The sequence below is a fragment of the Parapedobacter koreensis genome (assembly GCF_900109365.1).
Taxonomy (GTDB): Bacteria; Bacteroidota; Bacteroidia; order Sphingobacteriales; family Sphingobacteriaceae; genus Parapedobacter; species Parapedobacter koreensis.
This window is the reverse complement of the sequence record NZ_FNZR01000012.1, coordinates 59,333-79,077: the sequence shown is the minus strand read 5'-3', so window position 1 is coordinate 79,077 and position 19,745 is coordinate 59,333. Positions and strand designations below refer to the sequence as shown.

Here is a 19,745-nt window from a genome sequence, read left to right as displayed (position 1 = left end):
AACGAGTAATTTAAAAAAGCTTTTCTTCATACCTAATTGACTTCGTGATCTGATTTTAATGGCAACCCGGGCGTAATTATTTCATAGGAGAGACCGATAAATTGCTTTTATATGCGCTGCGATTATATTGCATATAAAAGGCAATTTATCTAAGTTTGCCCGAAGCTAATTTATCCACAAGATATATCCAACTATAATATGGCAAGAGCAAAAAAAGAACCAAAACAAGAATCAACACAACATACTCCCGTCGTAACGTCCAAATCACTCCAATTTTTTGAACAATATATTAATAACCCTTCACCGACGGGTTTTGAATGGGAAGGTCAGCGCCTGTGGCTGGATTACCTGAAACCTTACGTAGATGAAACATTTACTGACCCCTATGGTACGGCCGTAGCAGTCATCAACCCAAAAGCAGATTTCAAAGTGGTGATTGAAGCGCATGCAGATGAGATATCCTGGTTTGTCAATTACATCACCAAAGATGGATTGATCTATGTCATCCGCAACGGGGGATCCGATCATCAGATTGCGCCCTCAAAACGTGTAAACATCCATACGGATAAAGGGATAGTGAAAGCGGTATTCGGCTGGCCGGCTATTCATACGCGCTCGGGCGAGAAAGAAGAAAGCCCCACCTTGAAGAATATCTTTCTGGACTGCGGCTGTACGAGCAAGGAGGAGGTAGAAGCCCTCGGGGTGCATGTAGGAAGTGTGGTCACGTATGAAGACCAATTCATGATATTGAATGACCGCTATTACGTAGGACGTGCGCTGGACAACAGGGCTGGCGGCTTCATGATTGCCGAAGTGGCCCGCTTGCTCAAGGAGAATAAAAAGAAGCTTCCTTTCGGCTTATACATCGTCAATTCGGTGCAGGAAGAAATCGGCCTGCGTGGCGCTGAAATGATTGCCCATCGGATTAAACCCAATCTGGCCATCATCACGGATGTGACCCACGATACCCAGACGCCCATGATCAACAAAGTCACACAGGGCGATCTTGCCTGCGGCAAAGGGCCGGTAGTATCGTATGCACCTTCTGTGCAAATAAATTTCAATAGACTGCTAATAGACACCGCAATAAAGAAAGAAATACCGTTCCAGCGGCAGGCATCTTCGAGGTGGACAGGCACAGATACTGATGCATTTGCTTATTCCAATGAAGGAGTACCTTCGGTATTGATATCGTTGCCCCTTCGGTACATGCATACAACGGTGGAAATGATTCATAAAGAAGACGTGGACAACGTCATCCGCCTGATTTATGAAGCGTTGCTTGCCATCAAGTCGGGACATGATTTCCGTACGTTCGCGAAATAACGGATTGCCGGCACTGTGCGATAGGGGGCAGTGTCGGCAGGTTTTTCATGTTTGGAAATTTCTTTGCATTTTTGTGGCAGACTAAATTATAAACAGCACAACGATAATGGCAGAAAAAAACGAAAATCAATTAAATATAGAGCTTGCCGAGGATGTGGCTGAGGGAACGTATTCCAATCTAGCCATCATTACACATTCCAATACAGAATTTGTGCTGGACTTCATCCGTGTAATGCCGGGCATCCCTAAGGCAAAGGTAAAGTCCAGGATCATCCTGACACCGGAACATGCAAAAAGATTGCTACACGCGCTGGACGATAATGTTGCCAAATATGAATCCGCGAACGGCCAGATTGATGCACACGACGACCCGCCATTTCCAATGAATTTCGGTGGGCCAACAGCACAGGCTTAAGTACGCTTGGGTTTACTGAAGATGGCCATGATAAGTGCAATGGCTGCCAGTATAACCACAATGTTGAATAGGCCTTTCAAGGCGTATAAAAATATGCCTATTCCCCAAATAGCCAATAAAATCAGTGCTAAGACAAAAAGAAATCCTCTCATACGGTTTTTTTATGGATATAACCATTATCAGGCTGTTTTGTTTGTGCCGTGCTTGAATCAGTAGAAGTATGCTAAAAAATAGGAAAACTTTCAATCAACTGGCATGCGGCATCCTGCTATTATCTTTGGTAATGGGTGCATGTACAAATCCATCGAATGTTCGGGAAAATAGCGTGCCCGAACGTAACGTTCCCTCCCCACATTTAATAAGGTATTCGGTGGTCGATAAGATTACGCATGATACAACTGCATTTACCCAAGGTCTCGTCGTCTACAACGGTGACCTATTGGAGGGTACCGGACAACAGAAACGTACGCTGATAAGAACGATCGATACCTTAACCGGTAAAGCCAAGACGCTATATTCAACTTATAGGAACGACATTTTTGGAGAAGGCATCACTGTCCTTGGCGAGAAACTATACCAACTGACCTATCAGAACCATGTTGTTTATGTATTTGACATCAAGAACTTTAGTGAATTCGAGAAAACCTTTACATGGCAAAGAGAAGGATGGGGATGCACGACTGATTCGACTTCGATTATACTAAGCGACGGGACAGCAAGTTTGTTTTTCGTGAATCCCAACTCATTCAACGTTGAAAGAGAAATCACCGTTGTCGATGACAAAGGCCCCGTTGTTGATCTGAATGAATTGGAATATATTGACGGATACGTCTATGCAAATAGGTGGCATTCCGATACCATTTACAAAATTGATCCCCACACGGGCCATGTTGTTGGACTGATGCATATTGATGGTTTGATTCAGCGCTACAAGCCAGACTTTATTGATACCGGAGAGAATGTGCTGAATGGAATAGCTTGGGATCAGCGGAACAAAACGTTATTCATCACAGGCAAAAACTGGCCGACAATATTTAAAATAAAATTCACCCCGATGTGAGGCGTTTGAAAGGCAAGCATCCCCAACCTCATTTTGGATACAACGAAATCCATTTTGGAAACATCCACATTTCGACTTCTGCAGAGTTTTGCATTGTTAAATTAAAATGAGTAAAACAATGTCAAAAACAATTTTTATTACAGGAGCCTCAACAGGTTTGGGCAAGTCAACCGCTAAATTATTTCAGCACAAAGGCTGGAATGTAATCGCTACAATGCGAAATCCCGAAAAAGAAACAGCTTTGGGCCAATTGGAAAACGTTACGCTGTTGCCGCTTGATGTCACCAACTTGGCACAAATCAAAGAAGCCGTAGCAAAAGCTATTTCATTACACAACATTGATGTGGTTTTCAACAATGCAGGTTACGGGCTAATGGGCGCATTGGAGGCAATTTCTGATGAGCAGATTACACGACAAATCAATACGAATTTATTGGGCGTTTTGCGCATGACACAAGCGTTCATTCCGTATTTTAGAGAAAAGAAAAACGGTTTGTTTATCAGTACCACTTCCATCGGTGGGATTTGGGGTTTTCCTATAAGTTCAGTGTATCACGCCACTAAATTTGCGCTGGAGGGCTGGAGTGAAAGCATGTCGTTCGAATTAAGTAAATTCAATATCGGTATTAAAACCATTGCACCGGGTGGAATTGTAACGGATTTTGCAGGGCGTTCGCTGGATATGAATTCGCTTCCCGAATATCAGGACATTGAAAACAAAATGTTCAGTGCTTTTGAAGAAGCATTCAAATTGGCTTCTACGCCCGAACAAATTGCCGAGGTGGTGTATGAAGCCGCAACAGACGGTAAAGAAAAAGTGCGTTATGTGGCTGGCGCAGATGCTAATGCGATGTATGCCAGACATAGAGAAATTGGCAATGAAGCATTCAGAAAAGAAATCGGACAGCAATTTGCGTGATCATCAAAAAGCTGGCAACTGCCTTTTTGGGGCAGTTGCTTTTTGTAAATTTGTAAAAGAGAAGCAAAAATGTACATTGTCAATTCCATATCCGAATTTCATCGGCAATTATCATTGCCCGAACCGTTGCATCCCCTGGTAAGTGTCATTGATGTTTCAGAAATGAAACCTGCCGAAAGCGAAATTTGGGGACAGTTTTTTGTGAATTTTTACAGCATATCGCTGAAAAAAGATGTTACCGCAAAAGTAAAATACGGACAACAATACTACGATTTTGATAAAGGGACGATGAATTTCATTGCCCCAAGGCAAGTGCAATCATTAAGCATTTCCGAAATTCAACAAATGCGACTGGAATGTGGACAAGGTTATATGCTGATGTTTCACCCCGATTTTCTGCATAAACATCCTATTGCAGCTGCCATCAAAAATTACGGTTTCTTTTCATATGCCGTAAATGAAGCCTTACACCTTTCGCAACGCGAAGAAAAAGACATCATCGAAATTTTTCAGAAGATTACACAGGAATATCAACATATTGACCGCCACACGCAGGCTGTTATTCTGTCGCAAATTGATTTATTGCTCAATTACAGCAATCGTTTTTATGAGCGGCAATTTATCACGCGAAAAGCGGTGAATAATGATCTGCTTTCCAGCATGGAACGATTGCTGAACGATTATTTCGACAATGAAGAAACCCTGAAAAATGGATTGCCGACGGTAGAATTTCTGGCAGGAAAACTCAATGTCTCGGCACATTATTTAAGCGATATGCTGCGTTCGCTCACCGGACAAAACGCACAAATGCACATTCATGAAAAGCTGATTGAAAAAGCCAAAGAATACCTTTCTTCCACCAATTTGTCCGTGGCCGAAATTGCTTATCAATTGGGTTTTGAATATCCGCAGTCGTTCAACAGGTTGTTCAAGAAGAAAACTAACATTTCTCCATTGGAGTTTCGGGCGAGTTTTTACTAAATGATATCCCGCAAAAGGAAAAGAACCTCAGTAATAAAAAAACTTGTCAGATGCCTCTTTTTTCAGTGTACCTATCGACCAGAAAATAAAGCAAAGTAGCAAATACGAGCCCCAAACCGAGCGCATATGCGAGATAGATCACATTGCGGTAATACGGGATCGCCCATAAATTGGTAAAAAGTCCCCAAAATGCAATCATGGCAACAACTATCAAACTAAATATTCCGACCTTCTGAAGATAAGAAAATGGCTTTCCTTTTTCACTGCGTGAATCTTTAATCAATTGAAAAGGCAATAAGATAAACAGAAGGAATAGTAAGGGAACTAAAGGATATACCAGTGGATGCACTATGACTTTATATAGGTATTTTGGAAGTGAATCATAATATGCATCGTAATGTTTGTAATTCCCCTCAATAAGATTCCCCCAATATCGAATCGAAATAACAATCGGAAAGCCAACCAATGCTGTGACTACATTTACCACTACTTTTCTGAGCATAAGCAACAATTGTAAAGCCATTCCAATAAAATCATGTTCGTATTAATACACAATAAAATATCCAGGTTCCACCGTACCTTTTGTGATATAATCGAAAGCGCGGATTTTGCTGCCTTCAAACAAAAGATATGTAAGAGGCTGGCCTTTATTCAGCAAGATGCCAAGATTGTTTGGATCAGTTGCAAAATCAACCTTAGACTGGTGGTATTCCCCATAGGGAATGTACGTGTAGTCAGCTACCGAATCAATGCCTTTTCGCACCTTAAAATTTTCAAGGTGCCCCTCAAGTATCTGCAATCTCTTATCCATCGATACTGCCGTATCAAGGGGTGCGAAGTACATGAGGCTGTCCATGATGAATTTGGCATTTCCGTTTTCGTGTAACCCGGCACTTATGAATTGCCTGACAATCCGCGCTCGCTCATTTTTAACTTGCGTCTGAGCGCCCATGAAGGCCATGATTGAAAAAATCAATACTGTTGTTTTAATCATCAGTTGCATCCTCCTGTTTTTTGCGGGGTATTCCCCCCTGTCGTTTTTCTTGTTGCATGCTGTGCACTTAATTTGTTAATGGCTCGAAAACCAACATTGAAATCACGCAAATTCCATTCGAAAACTTAGACAAGTTAACTTTTATCTCTTTATCAAATACTAAAAAGCCTCCCATTTTCTTCCGCCACTCTTTTACAGAGGAAGGTGTTTCCATTGGAATTTCAAAGGCAGTGCCTTTTTTTCCAAAGTGATAATCCGAATTGTCGAAAAGAGCTATATCCTGAGATATAAATTTGAAGGCTAATAGCGGGTTACGAAATTCAGACGTTTTTTGCTTGCTGACAGTAATCGCGACAGATTCAAAAACATACTGATCCACGGTTAATTTTTTAATGCTGTACATGTTATCAATTGGCGCTGAAATCATTTTGGCAGCATTTTTTAACTCAACACTGGGATGCTTTATGATGTCCGAAAACAACCTCTGATTTGTCAAAGACGTAATAAAGGGCGAGTGAATCATAAATAAAAATCCTGAGGCTAATAGTCATTAATGATGGCCAGTCCAGAAAAACGCTCCTGAACCGATAAACCGGGAAATATGGCAATGAACTTCACTGATGGCCTGAAAAAGTTAAATGATTCAGATTTATTCATGTCAGAAAGGTGTTTATTTTTATTCTGTGAGTATTTTAAGCTGCGTATTAACTGTGACAAATTATATAAAATATAAAAATTTACATATTTGAAACCATACCTGTTAATTTTTGTGTCAATTTCAAATTAATAACAAAATAAAATCAATGACAATACGCTAAAATAGGTATTTTTAAAATATACCAATGATTCGTTGCTGAAAAATGGTCAGCACCGCTTCTGGTGCGTTGCTCAGTCCCATACACATAGCCACAGCCGTTCTTTTTGGGAGAGGCTTCAAAAGCCCTGAAAATCCATTCGCTTCGCCCATGTGCTCATTTTATCAGTAAAGAAAAAAGTATTTATCTGATAATGTAAGTATTAACAAAAAAAGCACAATTGAATTTGCAAAATGTAGCAGAGTTTGTACTTTTGCGGCGGAGAGTTGGCAGAGTGGTCGAATGCGGCGGTCTTGAAAACCGTTGTCTGTCACAGGACCGGGGGTTCGAATCCCTCACTCTCCGCTAAAGCCTTAAAAAGCCCCGCATTAGCGGGGTTTTATCGTTTATAGGCATTGCAAAATCTGCTTTAGCAAAAGTCGTAAACGACAAAAGCTATACGTGTATACGACTAATATTTGTTTTTTATATGGACAATTTTAGCTAAGTTTGCACCGAAAAAGGAGCGCCCATAGCTCAGTTGGATAGAGCAACGGTTTTCTAAACCGTCGGTCTTAGGTTCGAATCCTAATGGGCGTACTTAGGGCCTCTTGATATCCAAATTGAGGGGCTTTTTTTGTTAGGTTTTGATGCAAAAAGCTAACTTACCAATTGATGATAACTATCGGGAAATAGGTCATGGACGTGACTAAACAAACAGTTGGGATGATAGGAAGCGGCAGTTGGGCAACGGCAATCATTAAAATGCTGGGTGACAATACCGTGGATAAATCCATATTTTGGTGGATACGTAATCGGGAAACCGCTGATTATATCCGTAACTATCGGCATAATCCCAATTACCTAAGTGCAATTACCGTAAAAATCCCTAAACGGCATATTCATACCGATATACGCACGGTTATTGAACATGCTGATATTGTTGTCCTCAATACACCTGCTGCATTTTTAAAAGATGCCTTGAAACGTGTTCCGAATGAGGCTTTTCAAGACAAAATTGTCGTTTCTGCGATCAAGGGCATTATACCCGATGAAAACCAAATTGTGGGTGATTACCTCCAAGAGCATTACCAAGTGCCGATAGACCGAATCGCGGTAATCGGTGGGCCTTGCCACGCGGAAGAGGTGTCGCTCGAAAAACTTTCATACCTTACCGTGGCGTCCAAAAATAGGGAGGTGGCGGCGCTGGTGGCATCGTTGATTAGTACCCGCTACATCAAAACCAACGTCTCCGATGATATTTACGGGACGGAATATGCAGCGATATTGAAAAATATTTATGCGGTAGCAGGGGGGATGTGCCACGGGGTGGGATTCGGGGATAATTTCCAGGCGGTGCTGGTGTCCAACGCTGTCCGGGAAATGGCCCATTTCGTGAATACCGTTCATCCCATTGCACGGGATATCAAGGAATCGGCGTACTTGGGCGACCTACTGGTGACGGCCTACTCACAATTTAGCCGCAACCGCACCTTCGGCAATATGATCGGTAAGGGCTACTCGGTCAAATCGGCGCAACTGGAGATGAATATGGTGGCCGAAGGCTACTATGCATCGTATTGCATCCAGCAGATTTGCATAAAATACCGGATCGATTTGCCAATATGTAACGCCGTTTATAACGTGCTTTATGGCCACCAATCTCCTATTGTTGAAATGAAAGCTTTAGCTGAACAACTAACCTGAACATCATGAATAGACGAACTTTTGCCCATTACTTGCTAACTTGCTTTGTTGTTGCGCTGGCTGCGTCATGCGACACATCCAAAGAAGGTAAGGTGCTGGCTGCTTACCAGAATGGTGTAGTGGTGACCGCCCACCCCGAAGCTTCAACTGTTGGATTGCAAATTCTCAAAGCCGGAGGAAATGCTGTGGACGCCGCTGTAGCGATACAATTTGCGCTTGCTGTGGTATACCCAAATGCAGGAAATATAGGCGGGGGTGGATTCCTGGTGTATCGGGGCGCTGATGGCAACGTCGCTTCGCTGGACTTTCGGGAAGCTGCACCTGCTGCAGCAACAAGAGATATGTATTTGGACGAAACGGGCAATCCCATTACCGAACTCAGCTTGCGTGGGCAATTGGCATCGGGCGTACCGGGCGTGGTAGATGGCATGGTGAAGGCGCATGCGCGCTACGGAAAGCTGGATTGGCCACAGTTATTGCAACCGGCCATCCGCTTGGCCCAACAGGGATTTCCGATCACCGAGATGCAGGCTAAGGAACTCAACGGCAGAAAGGAGAGTTTCCAAAAGTACAATCCTAAAGGAACGGCGTTTGTAAGGGAAGAGGAGTGGATGGCGGGAGACACCTTGGTGCAAACCGAACTGGCGCATACCTTATCCTTGGTCAGCAGCGAAGGGAGAGCCGGTTTCTACGAAGGTGAAATCGCGGACTACATCGTCGAAGAGATGGCCAGCGGCAACGGCATCATCAGCTATGACGACTTGAAAAATTATGGTGCGAAGTGGCGGGAGCCAGTGGTAGCGACCTACCGTGGGCATCGGGTGGTATCTATGCCGCCCCCATCAAGTGGCGGGATTGCATTGATTTCCATGCTAAAGGCTGTGGAAGCTTATCCGCTATACCGATGGGGGTTCCAAAAGGACTCAACCATGCGGGTAATGATAGAAGCCGAACGCAGGGTATATGCTGATAGAGCGACTCATCTTGGCGATCCGGACTACTATGAAGTACCACAAACCATGCTGATGGATTCGGCTTATAATGCTGAGCGGATGCGCAATTTCAGTTTCGGCCATGCGTCGTTTAGTAGTGATATCCACGCGGGGAGTTTGCCCAAAATTGAACATGAAGAAACCACGCATTTTTCCGTGGTGGATAAGGAGGGAAATGCGGTGTCTATTACCACAACCATCAATGGTTCCTATGGCTCCTACGTGGTCGTAGCTGGCGGTGGATTTTTGCTGAATAATGAGATGGACGACTTTTCTGTAAAACCGGGCGCTCCAAATATGTATGGGCTGATTGGCGGCACGGCCAACGCAATTGAGCCGGGTAAACGTATGCTCAGTTCGATGACTCCGACAATATTGGAAAAAGACGGGCGGTTATTTATGGTGGTGGGCACGCCCGGAGGCTCTACGATCATGACGTCGGTATTCCAGACGATTCTCAATGTCGTAGATTTTGACATGAATATACAGGAGGCTGTTGCCGCCCCGAGGTTTCACCATCAGTGGTTGCCGGATGAGGTAGCACTGGAAAACGACGCTGTGAGCAAGGCCGTCCGCCATTCGCTGTCTACTACTGGGTACAAATTGGTGGATCGTACCGGCATCGGTAGGGTAGATGCGATATTGATGTTGCCCGATGGGCGTTTGCAGGGCGGGGCCGACCCCCGTGGTGATGACGTGGCAATGGGTTATTAACGAGTATACCATGATGGACAAACAACAGATTGCCAAACAGTATGAATCCATCCAAGATGAAATATGCGTGGGGCTGGAAGCATTGGATGGGGGAGCGACTTTTCAAGAGGAATTATGGCAACGTGATGGTGGCGGCGGTGGCCGTACAAGGGTCATCCAGCAGGGGAATGTCATCGAAAAGGGAGGGGTCAACTTTTCGGCCGTGCATGGCGTGTTGCCTGAGCCGGTGAGAAAGGCTTTCCAAGTGGATGAAACCAATTTCTTTGCTACGGGTGTTTCCATCGTCATCCATCCCGGCAACCCGTTTGTGCCGATCATCCATATGAATATCCGGTATTTTGAGTTGAATGATCGGGTTAAATGGTTTGGAGGTGGGATAGACCTCTCGCCGCATTATATCCAAACCGAAGATGCGGCTTATTTCCACGGTCGCCTTAAAAACATTTGCGACCAATTTAGTCCAGCTTTTTATCCAACCTTTAAGGCGCATGCCGACCGCTATTTTTACATCAAGCACCGGCAGGAGACGCGCGGCATTGGCGGTATTTTTTATGACCGGCTTACACCGGAAAAGGCGGGAGTGCCCTGGGATGCGATAGTTGATTTTTCCTGTACGCTGGGGCGCGCCTTTGTGCCCATCTACGCTGAACTGGTAAACCGGAACCGCCATCGGGAATTTAACGAGGCTAACAAGCATTGGCAATACCTTCGCAGGGGGCGTTATGCGGAGTTTAACCTGGTATATGACGCGGGGACAAAATTCGGGTTGGAGACTAATGGTCGCATCGAATCCATCCTAATGAGCTTGCCGCCGCAAGCGGAGTGGGTGTATGACTTCAAGCCCGAGGCTGGTAGTGCGGAAGCGCAGACCTTGTCGTTGCTGAAGCAGGATATAGACTGGCTAAACTTATAATTGGTTTTTACACTATGAATAGTTAATTGCGTATCAGGATGGTCACATTCAATCGATTTACATTGGCTAATGGTTTGCGGGTTTTGGTGCATGAAGATGCGGCTACGCCAATGGCCGTGGTCAACTTGCTCTATGATGTGGGAGCACGGGACGAACATCCCGAGCAGACAGGCTTTGCCCACCTATTTGAACATCTTATGTTCGGGGGATCTGCCCATATCCCCAACTATGATGCACCGTCGCAGGCTGTGGGCGCGCAAAACAATGCCTTTACCAGCAACGATATCACCAACTATTACATCACCCTGCCTGCGTCCAATCTCGAAACGGCTTTTTGGCTGGAAAGTGACCGGATGCTGGAATTGGCATTCAACGAGAAAAGCTTGGAGGTGCAGCGTAATGTGGTGTGCGAAGAGTTTAAGCAGCGCTACCTCAACCAACCCTATGGCGATGCTTGGCTCAGGTTGCGGCCGTTGGCCTATAAGGTACACCCGTACCGCTGGGCAACCATCGGCAAGGAACTGGCGCACATCGAACAGGCAAGGATGGAAGACGTCAAATCGTTTTTCACCAAGCATTATAACCCGAGCAATGCGATTTTGGTGGTGGCTGGCCGTGTGCAGACCGATCAGGTAAAGCAGCTGGCCAAGAAATGGTTTGGCCCTATTCCGTCTACCAACACGTACGAGCGGCAACTGCCGATGGAACCCCAACAGCAGGAAGCCCGCAGGGAGGTGGTGCAGGCCGATGTACCGCTGAACAGTATCTACATCGCTTTTCATGGCCCTGCCCGTCTGGATGAAGGGTACTATGCAATGGACCTGATTTCCGACTTGCTCTCGCGTGGGCCGTCTTCACGGCTGTATCGACGACTGGTGAAAGAAGAAGAATTGTTTAGCGAGATCAATGCTTACCAAACGGGAAGCTTGGATGCCAACCTGTTTGTAATCGAGGGCAAACCGTTGCCCAATGTTGCCATGGATACCGCTGAGGAGGTCATCTGGTCGGAATTAGATAAGCTCAAGGTGCAGCAGGTGGAGCCCTACGAATTGGATAAGGTCAAAAACCGCATAGAATCGACCATGGTTTTTGCGGAAATGGCAATTCTTGAAAAGGCGATGAACCTTGCTTATTTTGAGCTGATCGGCGATGCAGATAAGTTCAACCACGAGGTGGAACGCTACTTGGCTGTCTCTGCTGCCGATATCCAGCAACAGGCGCAACAACTGTTTAGAAAAGAAAATTCGTCAACGCTTATTTATATTGCCACCCCCCATGCTCGATAGAACATTGCCACCTGCGTATCACCCGATAACCGGCTTCGATTTAATTAAACCGGCACACCTCCAATTTTCAAATGGCTTACAGGCTTTTGTATTCAACGCAGGTGAGCAAGATGTGGTACGCATCGAATGGATTTTCGCGAACGTATTTGCGCAGGACGAACAAGCGCTGCTCAACACCTGTGCGAGCGAACTCCTGCTCGAAGGGACTGCGTCATACAGCAGCAAGCAGATTGCCGAGCTGGTGGATTTCCATGGCGCTTTTCTGGTGCCGGAGTATGGCTATGACCAGTCATCCCTGACGTTGTTTTCATTGAATAAGCACTTGAGTCAGTTGTTGCCAGTTGTTAAAGATATCCTTACGGACGCTGTTTTTCCTGAAAAAGAACTGGCTACCTATATCCGTAACAATAAGCAGAAACTGCAGGTGTCATTGAAGAAAAATAGTTTTGTGGCACGCAGGCTATTCAACAAAACCTTGTTCGGCCCGTCACGCTACGGTAGTGTGCCTGATATTGCAGACTACGATCGCATCTCCAGGGAGGCATTGTTAGCGCTGTTTAAGCAGCAATACACGCCCTCAAATTGTACATTGGTAGTATCCGGTAAGGCCACAGATGAGGTGATAGCGATGTTGGAAGGGTTGTTTGGCGATAGCTGGCCTGCGGAGGGTGGATCTGCACCAGTGGATACTGCACCGGCTATTTCAGGTACGACAGGACTGCTGGTGGTAGATGAGCGTAAAGATGCGTTGCAATCGGCTATCCGCTTGGGATACCAAAGTATCCAGCGGTCTCATCCCGACTTTCCCGGCTTGCAGGTGCTGAATACCCTCTTGGGTGGTTATTTCGGCTCGCGCCTAATGGCTAATATCCGCGAGGACAAGGGGTATACGTACAGCATTGGTTCGGGCCTCGCTTCGCTCAAACACAGTGCCTTTTTCACCATAAGCTCCGAGGTAGGAGTCGAAGTAACGAAAGCTACAATGGCCGAAATTGAAAAAGAAATCCGACGGCTTCGGGAAGAGCCTGTGGAAAAAGCGGAACTGGCCTTAGTAAAAAACTACCTGATGGGGACGATGCTGGGCAGTTTAGAAAACGTGTTTTCGCATGCCGATAAGTTTAAGAATGTGTATTTCTCCGGCCTTGATTTCGAGTATTACGACTATTATACGGATGTGGTCAATGCCATTACCCGAGAAGAAATCTTGCGACTGGCCAACACCTATTTGGATTATGAAAATATGATCAAAATAGTGGTCGGGAAATACGAAGCATAAGTGTCCATGTAGCGAAGTGCCATTCCATCACTGGCTTTTGAGCACTTCAAACAATGCTTTCCCTTTTAGCAAGCATTCGTTATATTCCTTTTCGGGATCGGCATTATAGGTAATGGCCCCACCTGTATGGAACGAGAGGTAACCGTTTTCTGCATTATATAGCAGTGTACGGATAACAACACTGAAATCGTAGTTGCCTTGCGGACTGAAATACCCCAGTGCACCGGAATATATTCCTCGGCGGCTGTTTTCATAGCGGTCTATCAGTTTCATTGCACTGATTTTGGGAGCTCCGGTCATCGAACCGGGCGGAAAGGTATTCCGGATGGTCTCCGTAGCAGTCATCCCTTCCTGTATTTGGCAGACAATCGTCGAAATCAGCTGGTGTACTTGTTTGAAACTGTGTATCTGTAGGAGGTCGGAGGCCCGCACACTACCCGGTTTGGCGCTTCGGGTAAGGTCATTCCGGACCAAATCTACAATCATGATGTTTTCACTGATTTCCTTGGGGTTAGCCGCCAATGTGGCCTTCAGCTGCTCGTCCTCGCCAGCAGTTTTGCCCCTGGGAGCCGTCCCTTTGATGGGCTGGGAAAGCAACGTATTGCCACTTTTGGATAGAAAACGTTCTGGTGAAGCAGAAAGGATGTATTTCTGCCCAAATTTAAAGAAGCAAGAAAAGGGGGTAGGCGACACTTCGTTGAGCTTCCGATAGGCACTCAAGGGATTGAGGGAGACTTGCTCGGCAAAGAATTCCTGGCAGAGATTTACTTCATAGATATCGCCTTGATGAATATGGTGCTGCAATTCGGCAAAAGCCGAAAAATAGGCCGTCCTGTTCATGCGATATTTCAATTGCCCCTTGAATTCCAACGGCTCATCCTTTAATTCCGTTGCCTCAATTTGCTTGATGATTGCTTGCGGATCCGGACCTTTGATTTCTGCATTGTACTGGCCAATAAGCAACGTATATTGTGGTACAAAAAAATAGGCATCCGGAAAGCCCGTATGATTGGGATGACGAGAATGGAGGTCCTCGATTTCATTCTTTAAATCGTATCCCAGGAATCCCGGAACCCAGGTGTTGGGGTGGTTGTCAATAAATTCTTGGAGCTTTTCAAATGTATCCTTGCCATCAGACATAAAAGATGCAGTGGATCCTACGGCAATAAATACGTCAATATTGCCGTAATTGTCGCGGTAGCCATTGGAATCGAGGTAGCACACGCTATCAAACTGTGCAGCCCATTGCAACGCCTTTTGGGTGAATACATCGCTATCAGCAAGATGGCATGCTAATGATACCATAATCAACTAATATCAGCTCAATAACAGTGTCTGCGTGCGATCCGGCCCTACAGACAGGTATTTAATGGGTACGCCAAGGTGCTGCTCCAAGTAATGGATATACTCTTGCAAAGTTTCAGGGATTTGATCCTTGCGGGTGATGCTGCATAAATCGGTGTCCCATCCCTTGAGTTGCTCATATACCGGCTCTGGTTTGATGCTCACAATGTCATAAGGCATGTAATCGATTTTTTCGCCATTTTGAATGTAATGGGTGCACACGTTGATCGTGTCAAACCCACTCAATACATCAGCCTTGGTCATCACCAATTCGGTGACCCCATTGAGCATAATGGCGTACTTCAGCGCTGGTAGATCAATCCATCCGGTGCGGCGCGGGCGTCCGGTCGTTGCACCGAATTCATGGCCTAATTGGCGAAGTTGCTCCCCGGTCTCGTTTTCGAGCTCGGTAGGGAATGGACCACCGCCAACACGGGTACAATAGGCTTTGAAAATGCCGATAACGTGGCCAATCTTGGAAGGTGCAATCCCCAAACCAGTGCAAGCACCTGCCGTAGTGGTATTTGAAGACGTCACGAAAGGGTATGAGCCGAAGTCGATATCCAGTAGTGTACCCTGCGCCCCTTCTGCAAGCACGTGTTTACCTTCCCGTAGGTATTGGTTTACCAAATGCTCGCTATCTACGTGGGGGATGGTTTTCAGGAATTCGATGGCTTCCATGAATGCTTGCTCACGCTCACTAAAATCAGGGATTTCGCCGTAGTGGGACAAGATGGATTTGTGTTTTTCCACAAGCCGCTGGTAGCGATCCATGAAATCAGGCAGGGTCGTATCGCCCACACGGAGCCCATTGCGTCCGGTTTTATCCATATAGGTAGGGCCGATACCTTTGAGCGTGGAACCGATTTTGCCAGCGCCCATTTTGCTTTCCGAAGCTGCATCCAGCAGCTGGTGCGTAGGCAGGATGAGGTGGGCCTTGCGGGCAATGACCAATTTTTCTGTGGCTACCGGATCAAAACCGTTTCTCTTTAACGTGTCGAGTTCCCGTTTGAGGATGATGGGATCGATCACCACCCCATTACCAATAAGGTTGAGGGTATCTTTATTGAAGATACCGGAAGGGATGGTATTCAAGACGTATTTTTGGTTGTCAAATTCCAAGGTATGTCCTGCGTTTGGCCCGCCTTGGAAGCGAGCAATCAAATCGTATTTTGGGCAGAGCACATCCACAATTTTGCCCTTACCTTCGTCGCCCCATTGCAGGCCCAAAAGCACATCAACTTGCATAATTTAATCAGCGTTGAAAAATTGAAATCATTTAATAATCAGTGAAAGATGGTAAGCGTATCCCCGATGCTGCGAATTGCTGGAACATCAATTTCGTGGCAAATCTAACATTATTTTAATATTCTCCGATTTTAAAATCGAAAAGCCGAGCAATGCCCGTTCGCTGGCTGCGCGTGAAAAATAAAAGTTGGATCGAATCAAGTTCAATGGGTCTCAGCCAATTCTCTTTTCTTCAGGGAGGGTTGTCCGGGTAATCCTGCTTTCTTAGCCGAGCAATCGCTGCATATTCCGTATAAATTCAGGGAATGGTGCTTAATGTCAAACTTTAGCAACTCACCCATCATGCTCTGTATCTGGTGGATACGTGGGTCACAAAATTCCACAACTTTGCCGCATTCGATACAAATGATGTGATCATGCTGCTTGTATCCATACGACTTTTCAAATTGGGCCATGTTTTTGCCAAATTGGTGTTTGGTCACCAAATCGCATGATACCAATAATTCCAACGTGTTGTATACGGTCGCTCGGCTGACACGATATTTTTTATTTTTCATGTGGATATACAACGATTCCACATCGAAATGGTCATTTCGGGAATAAATTTCTTCAAGAATGGCATAGCGCTCCGGCGTCTTGCGAAGGCTTTTGTTTTCAAGGTAAGCCTCGAAAATTTTCTTTACTGTTTGATAGTTTTCCGTTTGAGTCATCATCCGAAAGTTAAACGTACAAATTTACATAAAATTGCATGAAAATGCAAATCAGGCACCACCTCTCAATTGGTGGAGTCGAACCGCGTAATGCCGGTGATCCCTTTGATCTGTTTAAGGTGTTTGATAAGGTTTTCCAGATGGGCCGTATCATTGACGAAAATCATAATGGAACCTTCAAAGATGCCGTCATTGCTGGAAATGGTAATGGAACGGATATTTACTTTGAAATCGTGTGAAATGACTTTCGTGATTTTATTGACAAGCCCCACATCGTCTATACCCACGATGTGTAGCCCTGTAAGGAATGCCAGCTCTTTCTGGGATGTCCATTTGGCTTTGACAATACGATAGCCATAGTTGGCCATCAGTTTGGCCGCGTTCGGACAATTGGTCCGATGTATTTTAATGCCGTCATTAATTGTAATGAAGCCAAAAACATCATCGCCTGGAATTGGATTGCAACACGGGGAAAGCGTGTAGTCGATTTTTTGCAAGTCATCACCAATCAGTAACGTTTCGTAATCCTTTTTATTGATCTTATCAACCAGTCCACTAATGTGCGAGTTGAACTGCTGTCCGTTTTGCTGTTCGACTGTTTTTTCGCTCAGGGCAAATTCTTTCAGGTTTTTGATGTCGATGTCGCCCTTAGCCACGTTGTAGAATAAATCCTGCGATGAAGGGAATTTAAAAAACGAAGTGAGCTTGTTGATATTTTCCGTATTGTAGGTAATTTTCAGCGATTTCAACTTCCGCTCAAGAATTTCCTTCCCATCTTCGGCTACGCGCCTTTTTTCTTCCTTCAGGGCTGACTTTATCTTGGACTTGGCTTTGGCTGTGACTACGAAATTAAGCCAGTCTTCTTTTGGGGTCTGCTTACTGGAGGTGATGATCTCCACCTGGTCGCCGTTCTGGAGTTTGTGGCTCAGTGGCACCAACTTATGGTTTACTTTGGCACCGATGCAACTGGCACCCAAGTCGGAATGTATCTCGAAGGCAAAGTCAAGTGCGGTGGCATCGTTTGGTAGTTGGATAAGCGCTCCCTTCGGAGTAAAAATGAAGATTTCATCTGAAAATAAATTCATCTTGAAATCATCCAGGAAGTCCAAGGCATTCGGCTCCGGGTTGCTCAATATTTCCCTTACTTTCTGTATCCATTGGTCGAGCCCGCTGTCTGAATTTGATTCCTTGTATTTCCAGTGTGCGGCAAAGCCCTTTTCGGCGATTTCGTTCATCCGTACGGTGCGGATTTGTACTTCTACCCACTGGCCTTTAGGGCCCATCACGGTGGTGTGGAGAGACTCATAGCCATTGGCCTTGGGCGATGAAATCCAATCACGCAACCTGTCTGGATTGGGACGGTAAAGATCGGTCACGATGGAGTAGGCTTTCCAACATTCGGCCTTTTCATTTTCCTGGGTTGCATCAATGATGATACGGATGGCAAATAAATCATATACCTCCTCAAAGGGGATTGATTTTTTACGCATTTTGTTCCAAATGGAATGAATAGACTTCGGTCTGCCGAATACTTGGGCTTTGATGCCCTGCTCAAGCAATATCTCTTTGATAGGCCCGATAAAATTATGGATAAACCGCTCCCGTTCAGCCTTTTTTTCGTTGAGTTTTCTGGCGATGAATTTATACGTATCGGGGTCCGTATACTTCATGGAAAGATCTTCCAACTCGGACTTGATGGCATACAGGCCTAGACGGTGAGCAAGCGGCGCATAAAGGTAAGAGGTCTCCGATGCAATTTTCAGTTGTTTATCCCGGGGCATGAAATCCATGGTGCGCATGTTGTGCAGGCGGTCGGCCAGCTTGATAAGGATAACACGGACATCATCAGCAAGGGTAAGCAGCATCTTCCGGAAATTTTCGGCTTGCATGGAGCTATTGGGATCAAAGATGCCGGATATCTTGGTCAAACCATCGATAATACGGGCCACTTTTTTACCAAATTCACGTTCGATATCCTCCAATGAAATATCCGTATCTTCCACCACGTCATGTAATAAGGCGCAAACAATGGAAGTGGTGCCTAAGCCGATTTCTTCTGCTGCAATCTGGGCGACTGCGATAGGGTGATAAATGTAAGGTTCTCCGGATTTGCGACGCATGTCCTTGTGGCTATCCAGCGCCATATCAAAAGCTTTGCGTATCATTTGTTTGTCTCCACGCTGCAAGGTAGGCTTACAGGCGCGTAGCAATGCGCGATATCGCTTGCGTATTTCTTTACTTTCTGCTTCTAAATCGATCACTAATTCTTTCATATATATCGCCTTACACTTTATTGCCGAGAATTTTTATCTTTGTATGTCCGTAATGATATTGGACAAAATGTTTGTCCTTTCGTTTAATTCATAAATATACGGATAATTATCGATATTAAGTAAATGGGTTATCTACGTGTGTTGTTTTTTTTAAGTGCTATGGTGCTTGCAAGCGACGTGATGGGGCAGCAGGATACCGTTGCTTTGTCACGTAACGAAACTCAGCGGCGAGAAGGACAGATGGTGCTTACGGCCGTGGTAGACGGCGTGCAGATGCCCTGGCTGCTAATCCCGGAAGTAGAAGTCACCCGAAAACGAGTATTTAGGAGCCCGGAAGATAAGGCCCGCTACATGCGGCTACGCTATAACGTGATCAAGGTATTGCCCTACGCCAAATTTGCACAAAATAGGTACCAGCAACTTTACCGTGATTTGGCTTTGACCAATAGCAAGCGGGAGCAAAAACGGCTCGTAAAAGCCTGTGAGAAAGAAATCAAGGACATGTTCAACAGGGAAGTCAAGAAATTGACCATTTCACAGGGGGAAATTCTGATTAAACTCATCGACCGCCAAACAGGCAGCTCCAGCTATGAGGTGGTGAAGGAATTAAGGGGTGGATTCACCGCTTTCTTCTACCAGTCTGTCGCAAGGGTATTTGGCCATAACCTCAAAAATACTTACCATCCGGAAGAGGATTTCGAAATCGAAAATATCATCCGAAGCTTAGAACGACCAACCAGCCGTTATTTCTGATCCAATACATTTATTATCTTTGCGCCAAAATTGTTGAACA

The 19,745-nt window shown here is 45.3% G+C and carries 19 protein-coding genes and 2 tRNA genes; 13 read left to right on the top strand and 8 right to left on the bottom strand.

Going from position 1 to position 19,745, the window contains the following annotated elements:
- Positions 1–198 precede the first annotated feature (198 nt).
- Positions 199–1,326: a M42 family metallopeptidase gene (locus BMW65_RS21815; protein ID WP_090608903.1), complete on the top strand. Its 1,128-nt coding sequence runs from the start codon at positions 199–201 to the stop codon at positions 1,324–1,326.
- A gap of 106 nt (positions 1,327–1,432) precedes the next feature.
- On the top strand, positions 1,433–1,741 hold the full coding sequence (locus BMW65_RS21810) for a DUF3467 domain-containing protein (protein WP_177181258.1): 309 nt from the start codon (positions 1,433–1,435) through the stop codon (positions 1,739–1,741).
- Here BMW65_RS21810 and BMW65_RS24325 read toward each other — a convergent pair.
- A complete protein-coding gene (locus tag BMW65_RS24325; protein WP_177181257.1) occupies positions 1,738–1,893 on the bottom strand; it encodes a hypothetical protein in 156 nt (51 codons plus the stop codon). The two genes, BMW65_RS21810 and BMW65_RS24325, sit on opposite strands and share 4 nt — an antisense overlap.
- A gap of 68 nt (positions 1,894–1,961) precedes the next feature.
- Here BMW65_RS24325 and BMW65_RS21805 point away from each other — a divergent pair, with 68 nt between their 5' ends.
- The 3 genes from BMW65_RS21805 (at position 1,962) to BMW65_RS21795 (ending at position 4,701) form a co-directional block, all read left to right on the top strand.
- A complete protein-coding gene (locus tag BMW65_RS21805) occupies positions 1,962–2,801 on the top strand; it encodes a glutaminyl-peptide cyclotransferase (RefSeq protein ID WP_090608900.1) in 840 nt (279 codons plus the stop codon).
- A gap of 118 nt (positions 2,802–2,919) precedes the next feature.
- Entirely contained in the window at positions 2,920–3,720 is an 801-nt protein-coding gene (locus BMW65_RS21800; RefSeq protein WP_090608899.1) for an SDR family oxidoreductase, read from the top strand.
- A gap of 69 nt (positions 3,721–3,789) precedes the next feature.
- A complete protein-coding gene (locus BMW65_RS21795; RefSeq protein WP_090608896.1) occupies positions 3,790–4,701 on the top strand; it encodes a helix-turn-helix domain-containing protein in 912 nt (303 codons plus the stop codon).
- A gap of 46 nt (positions 4,702–4,747) precedes the next feature.
- On the opposite strand, the gene BMW65_RS21790 is transcribed toward BMW65_RS21795, so the two are convergent.
- From BMW65_RS21790 to BMW65_RS21780, 3 genes are read right to left on the bottom strand one after another with little or no spacing between them, the layout of a single operon-like run.
- Positions 4,748–5,203, bottom strand: a complete 456-nt coding sequence (locus BMW65_RS21790; protein WP_143053970.1) for a hypothetical protein — start codon at positions 5,201–5,203, stop codon at positions 4,748–4,750.
- Positions 5,204–5,245: 42 nt separating this feature from the next.
- Positions 5,246–5,704 (bottom strand): hypothetical protein, encoded by a 459-nt coding sequence (locus tag BMW65_RS21785; RefSeq protein ID WP_177181256.1) that lies wholly within the window; start codon positions 5,702–5,704, stop codon positions 5,246–5,248.
- Positions 5,705–5,762: 58 nt separating this feature from the next.
- Positions 5,763–6,176: a hypothetical protein gene (locus tag BMW65_RS21780; RefSeq protein WP_177181255.1), complete on the bottom strand. Its 414-nt coding sequence runs from the start codon at positions 6,174–6,176 to the stop codon at positions 5,763–5,765.
- A 594-nt stretch (positions 6,177–6,770) separates the two neighbouring features.
- Here BMW65_RS21780 and BMW65_RS21775 point away from each other — a divergent pair.
- The 7 genes from BMW65_RS21775 to BMW65_RS21745 all read left to right on the top strand — a co-directional run bounded on the left by BMW65_RS21775 (position 6,771) and on the right by BMW65_RS21745 (position 13,377).
- A tRNA-Ser gene (locus tag BMW65_RS21775) sits at positions 6,771–6,855 on the top strand.
- A gap of 160 nt (positions 6,856–7,015) precedes the next feature.
- Positions 7,016–7,089 (top strand) — tRNA-Arg (locus BMW65_RS21770).
- 99 nt (positions 7,090–7,188) lie between these two features.
- Positions 7,189–8,196 (top strand): NAD(P)H-dependent glycerol-3-phosphate dehydrogenase, encoded by a 1,008-nt coding sequence (locus BMW65_RS21765; protein ID WP_177181254.1) that lies wholly within the window; start codon positions 7,189–7,191, stop codon positions 8,194–8,196.
- Positions 8,197–8,201: 5 nt separating this feature from the next.
- Complete coding sequence (gene ggt / locus BMW65_RS21760) at positions 8,202–9,902, top strand: gamma-glutamyltransferase (protein ID WP_090608889.1); 1,701 nt, start codon at positions 8,202–8,204, stop codon at positions 9,900–9,902.
- A gap of 10 nt (positions 9,903–9,912) precedes the next feature.
- Positions 9,913–10,815, top strand: a complete 903-nt coding sequence (gene hemF / locus BMW65_RS21755) for an oxygen-dependent coproporphyrinogen oxidase (protein WP_090609000.1) — start codon at positions 9,913–9,915, stop codon at positions 10,813–10,815.
- Positions 10,816–10,853: 38 nt separating this feature from the next.
- Entirely contained in the window at positions 10,854–12,101 is a 1,248-nt protein-coding gene (locus tag BMW65_RS21750) for a M16 family metallopeptidase (RefSeq protein WP_090608887.1), read from the top strand.
- Positions 12,091–13,377 (top strand): M16 family metallopeptidase, encoded by a 1,287-nt coding sequence (locus BMW65_RS21745; RefSeq protein ID WP_090608886.1) that lies wholly within the window; start codon positions 12,091–12,093, stop codon positions 13,375–13,377. Before BMW65_RS21750 ends, BMW65_RS21745 begins: the two co-directional genes overlap by 11 nt.
- A gap of 27 nt (positions 13,378–13,404) precedes the next feature.
- On the opposite strand, the gene BMW65_RS21740 is transcribed toward BMW65_RS21745, so the two are convergent.
- The 4 genes from BMW65_RS21740 to BMW65_RS21725 form a co-directional block, all read right to left on the bottom strand.
- Positions 13,405–14,682 carry an anthranilate synthase component I family protein gene (locus BMW65_RS21740; protein ID WP_090608884.1) on the bottom strand — a complete coding sequence of 426 codons (1,278 nt, stop codon included), beginning with the start codon at positions 14,680–14,682 and terminating at the stop codon, positions 13,405–13,407.
- Between the two features lie 12 nt (positions 14,683–14,694).
- Positions 14,695–15,969, bottom strand: coding sequence for an adenylosuccinate synthase (locus BMW65_RS21735; protein ID WP_090608883.1), 1,275 nt, complete (start codon positions 15,967–15,969; stop codon positions 14,695–14,697).
- Positions 15,970–16,172: 203 nt separating this feature from the next.
- Positions 16,173–16,679 carry a Fur family transcriptional regulator gene (locus tag BMW65_RS21730; RefSeq protein ID WP_090608881.1) on the bottom strand — a complete coding sequence of 169 codons (507 nt, stop codon included), beginning with the start codon at positions 16,677–16,679 and terminating at the stop codon, positions 16,173–16,175.
- A 65-nt stretch (positions 16,680–16,744) separates the two neighbouring features.
- Positions 16,745–18,952, bottom strand: a complete 2,208-nt coding sequence (locus tag BMW65_RS21725; protein ID WP_090608880.1) for a RelA/SpoT family protein — start codon at positions 18,950–18,952, stop codon at positions 16,745–16,747.
- A gap of 123 nt (positions 18,953–19,075) precedes the next feature.
- On the opposite strand from BMW65_RS21725, the gene BMW65_RS21720 reads away from it, so the two are divergent.
- A complete protein-coding gene (locus BMW65_RS21720; RefSeq protein WP_090608878.1) occupies positions 19,076–19,705 on the top strand; it encodes a DUF4294 domain-containing protein in 630 nt (209 codons plus the stop codon).
- Positions 19,706–19,745: the final 40 nt, after the last annotated feature.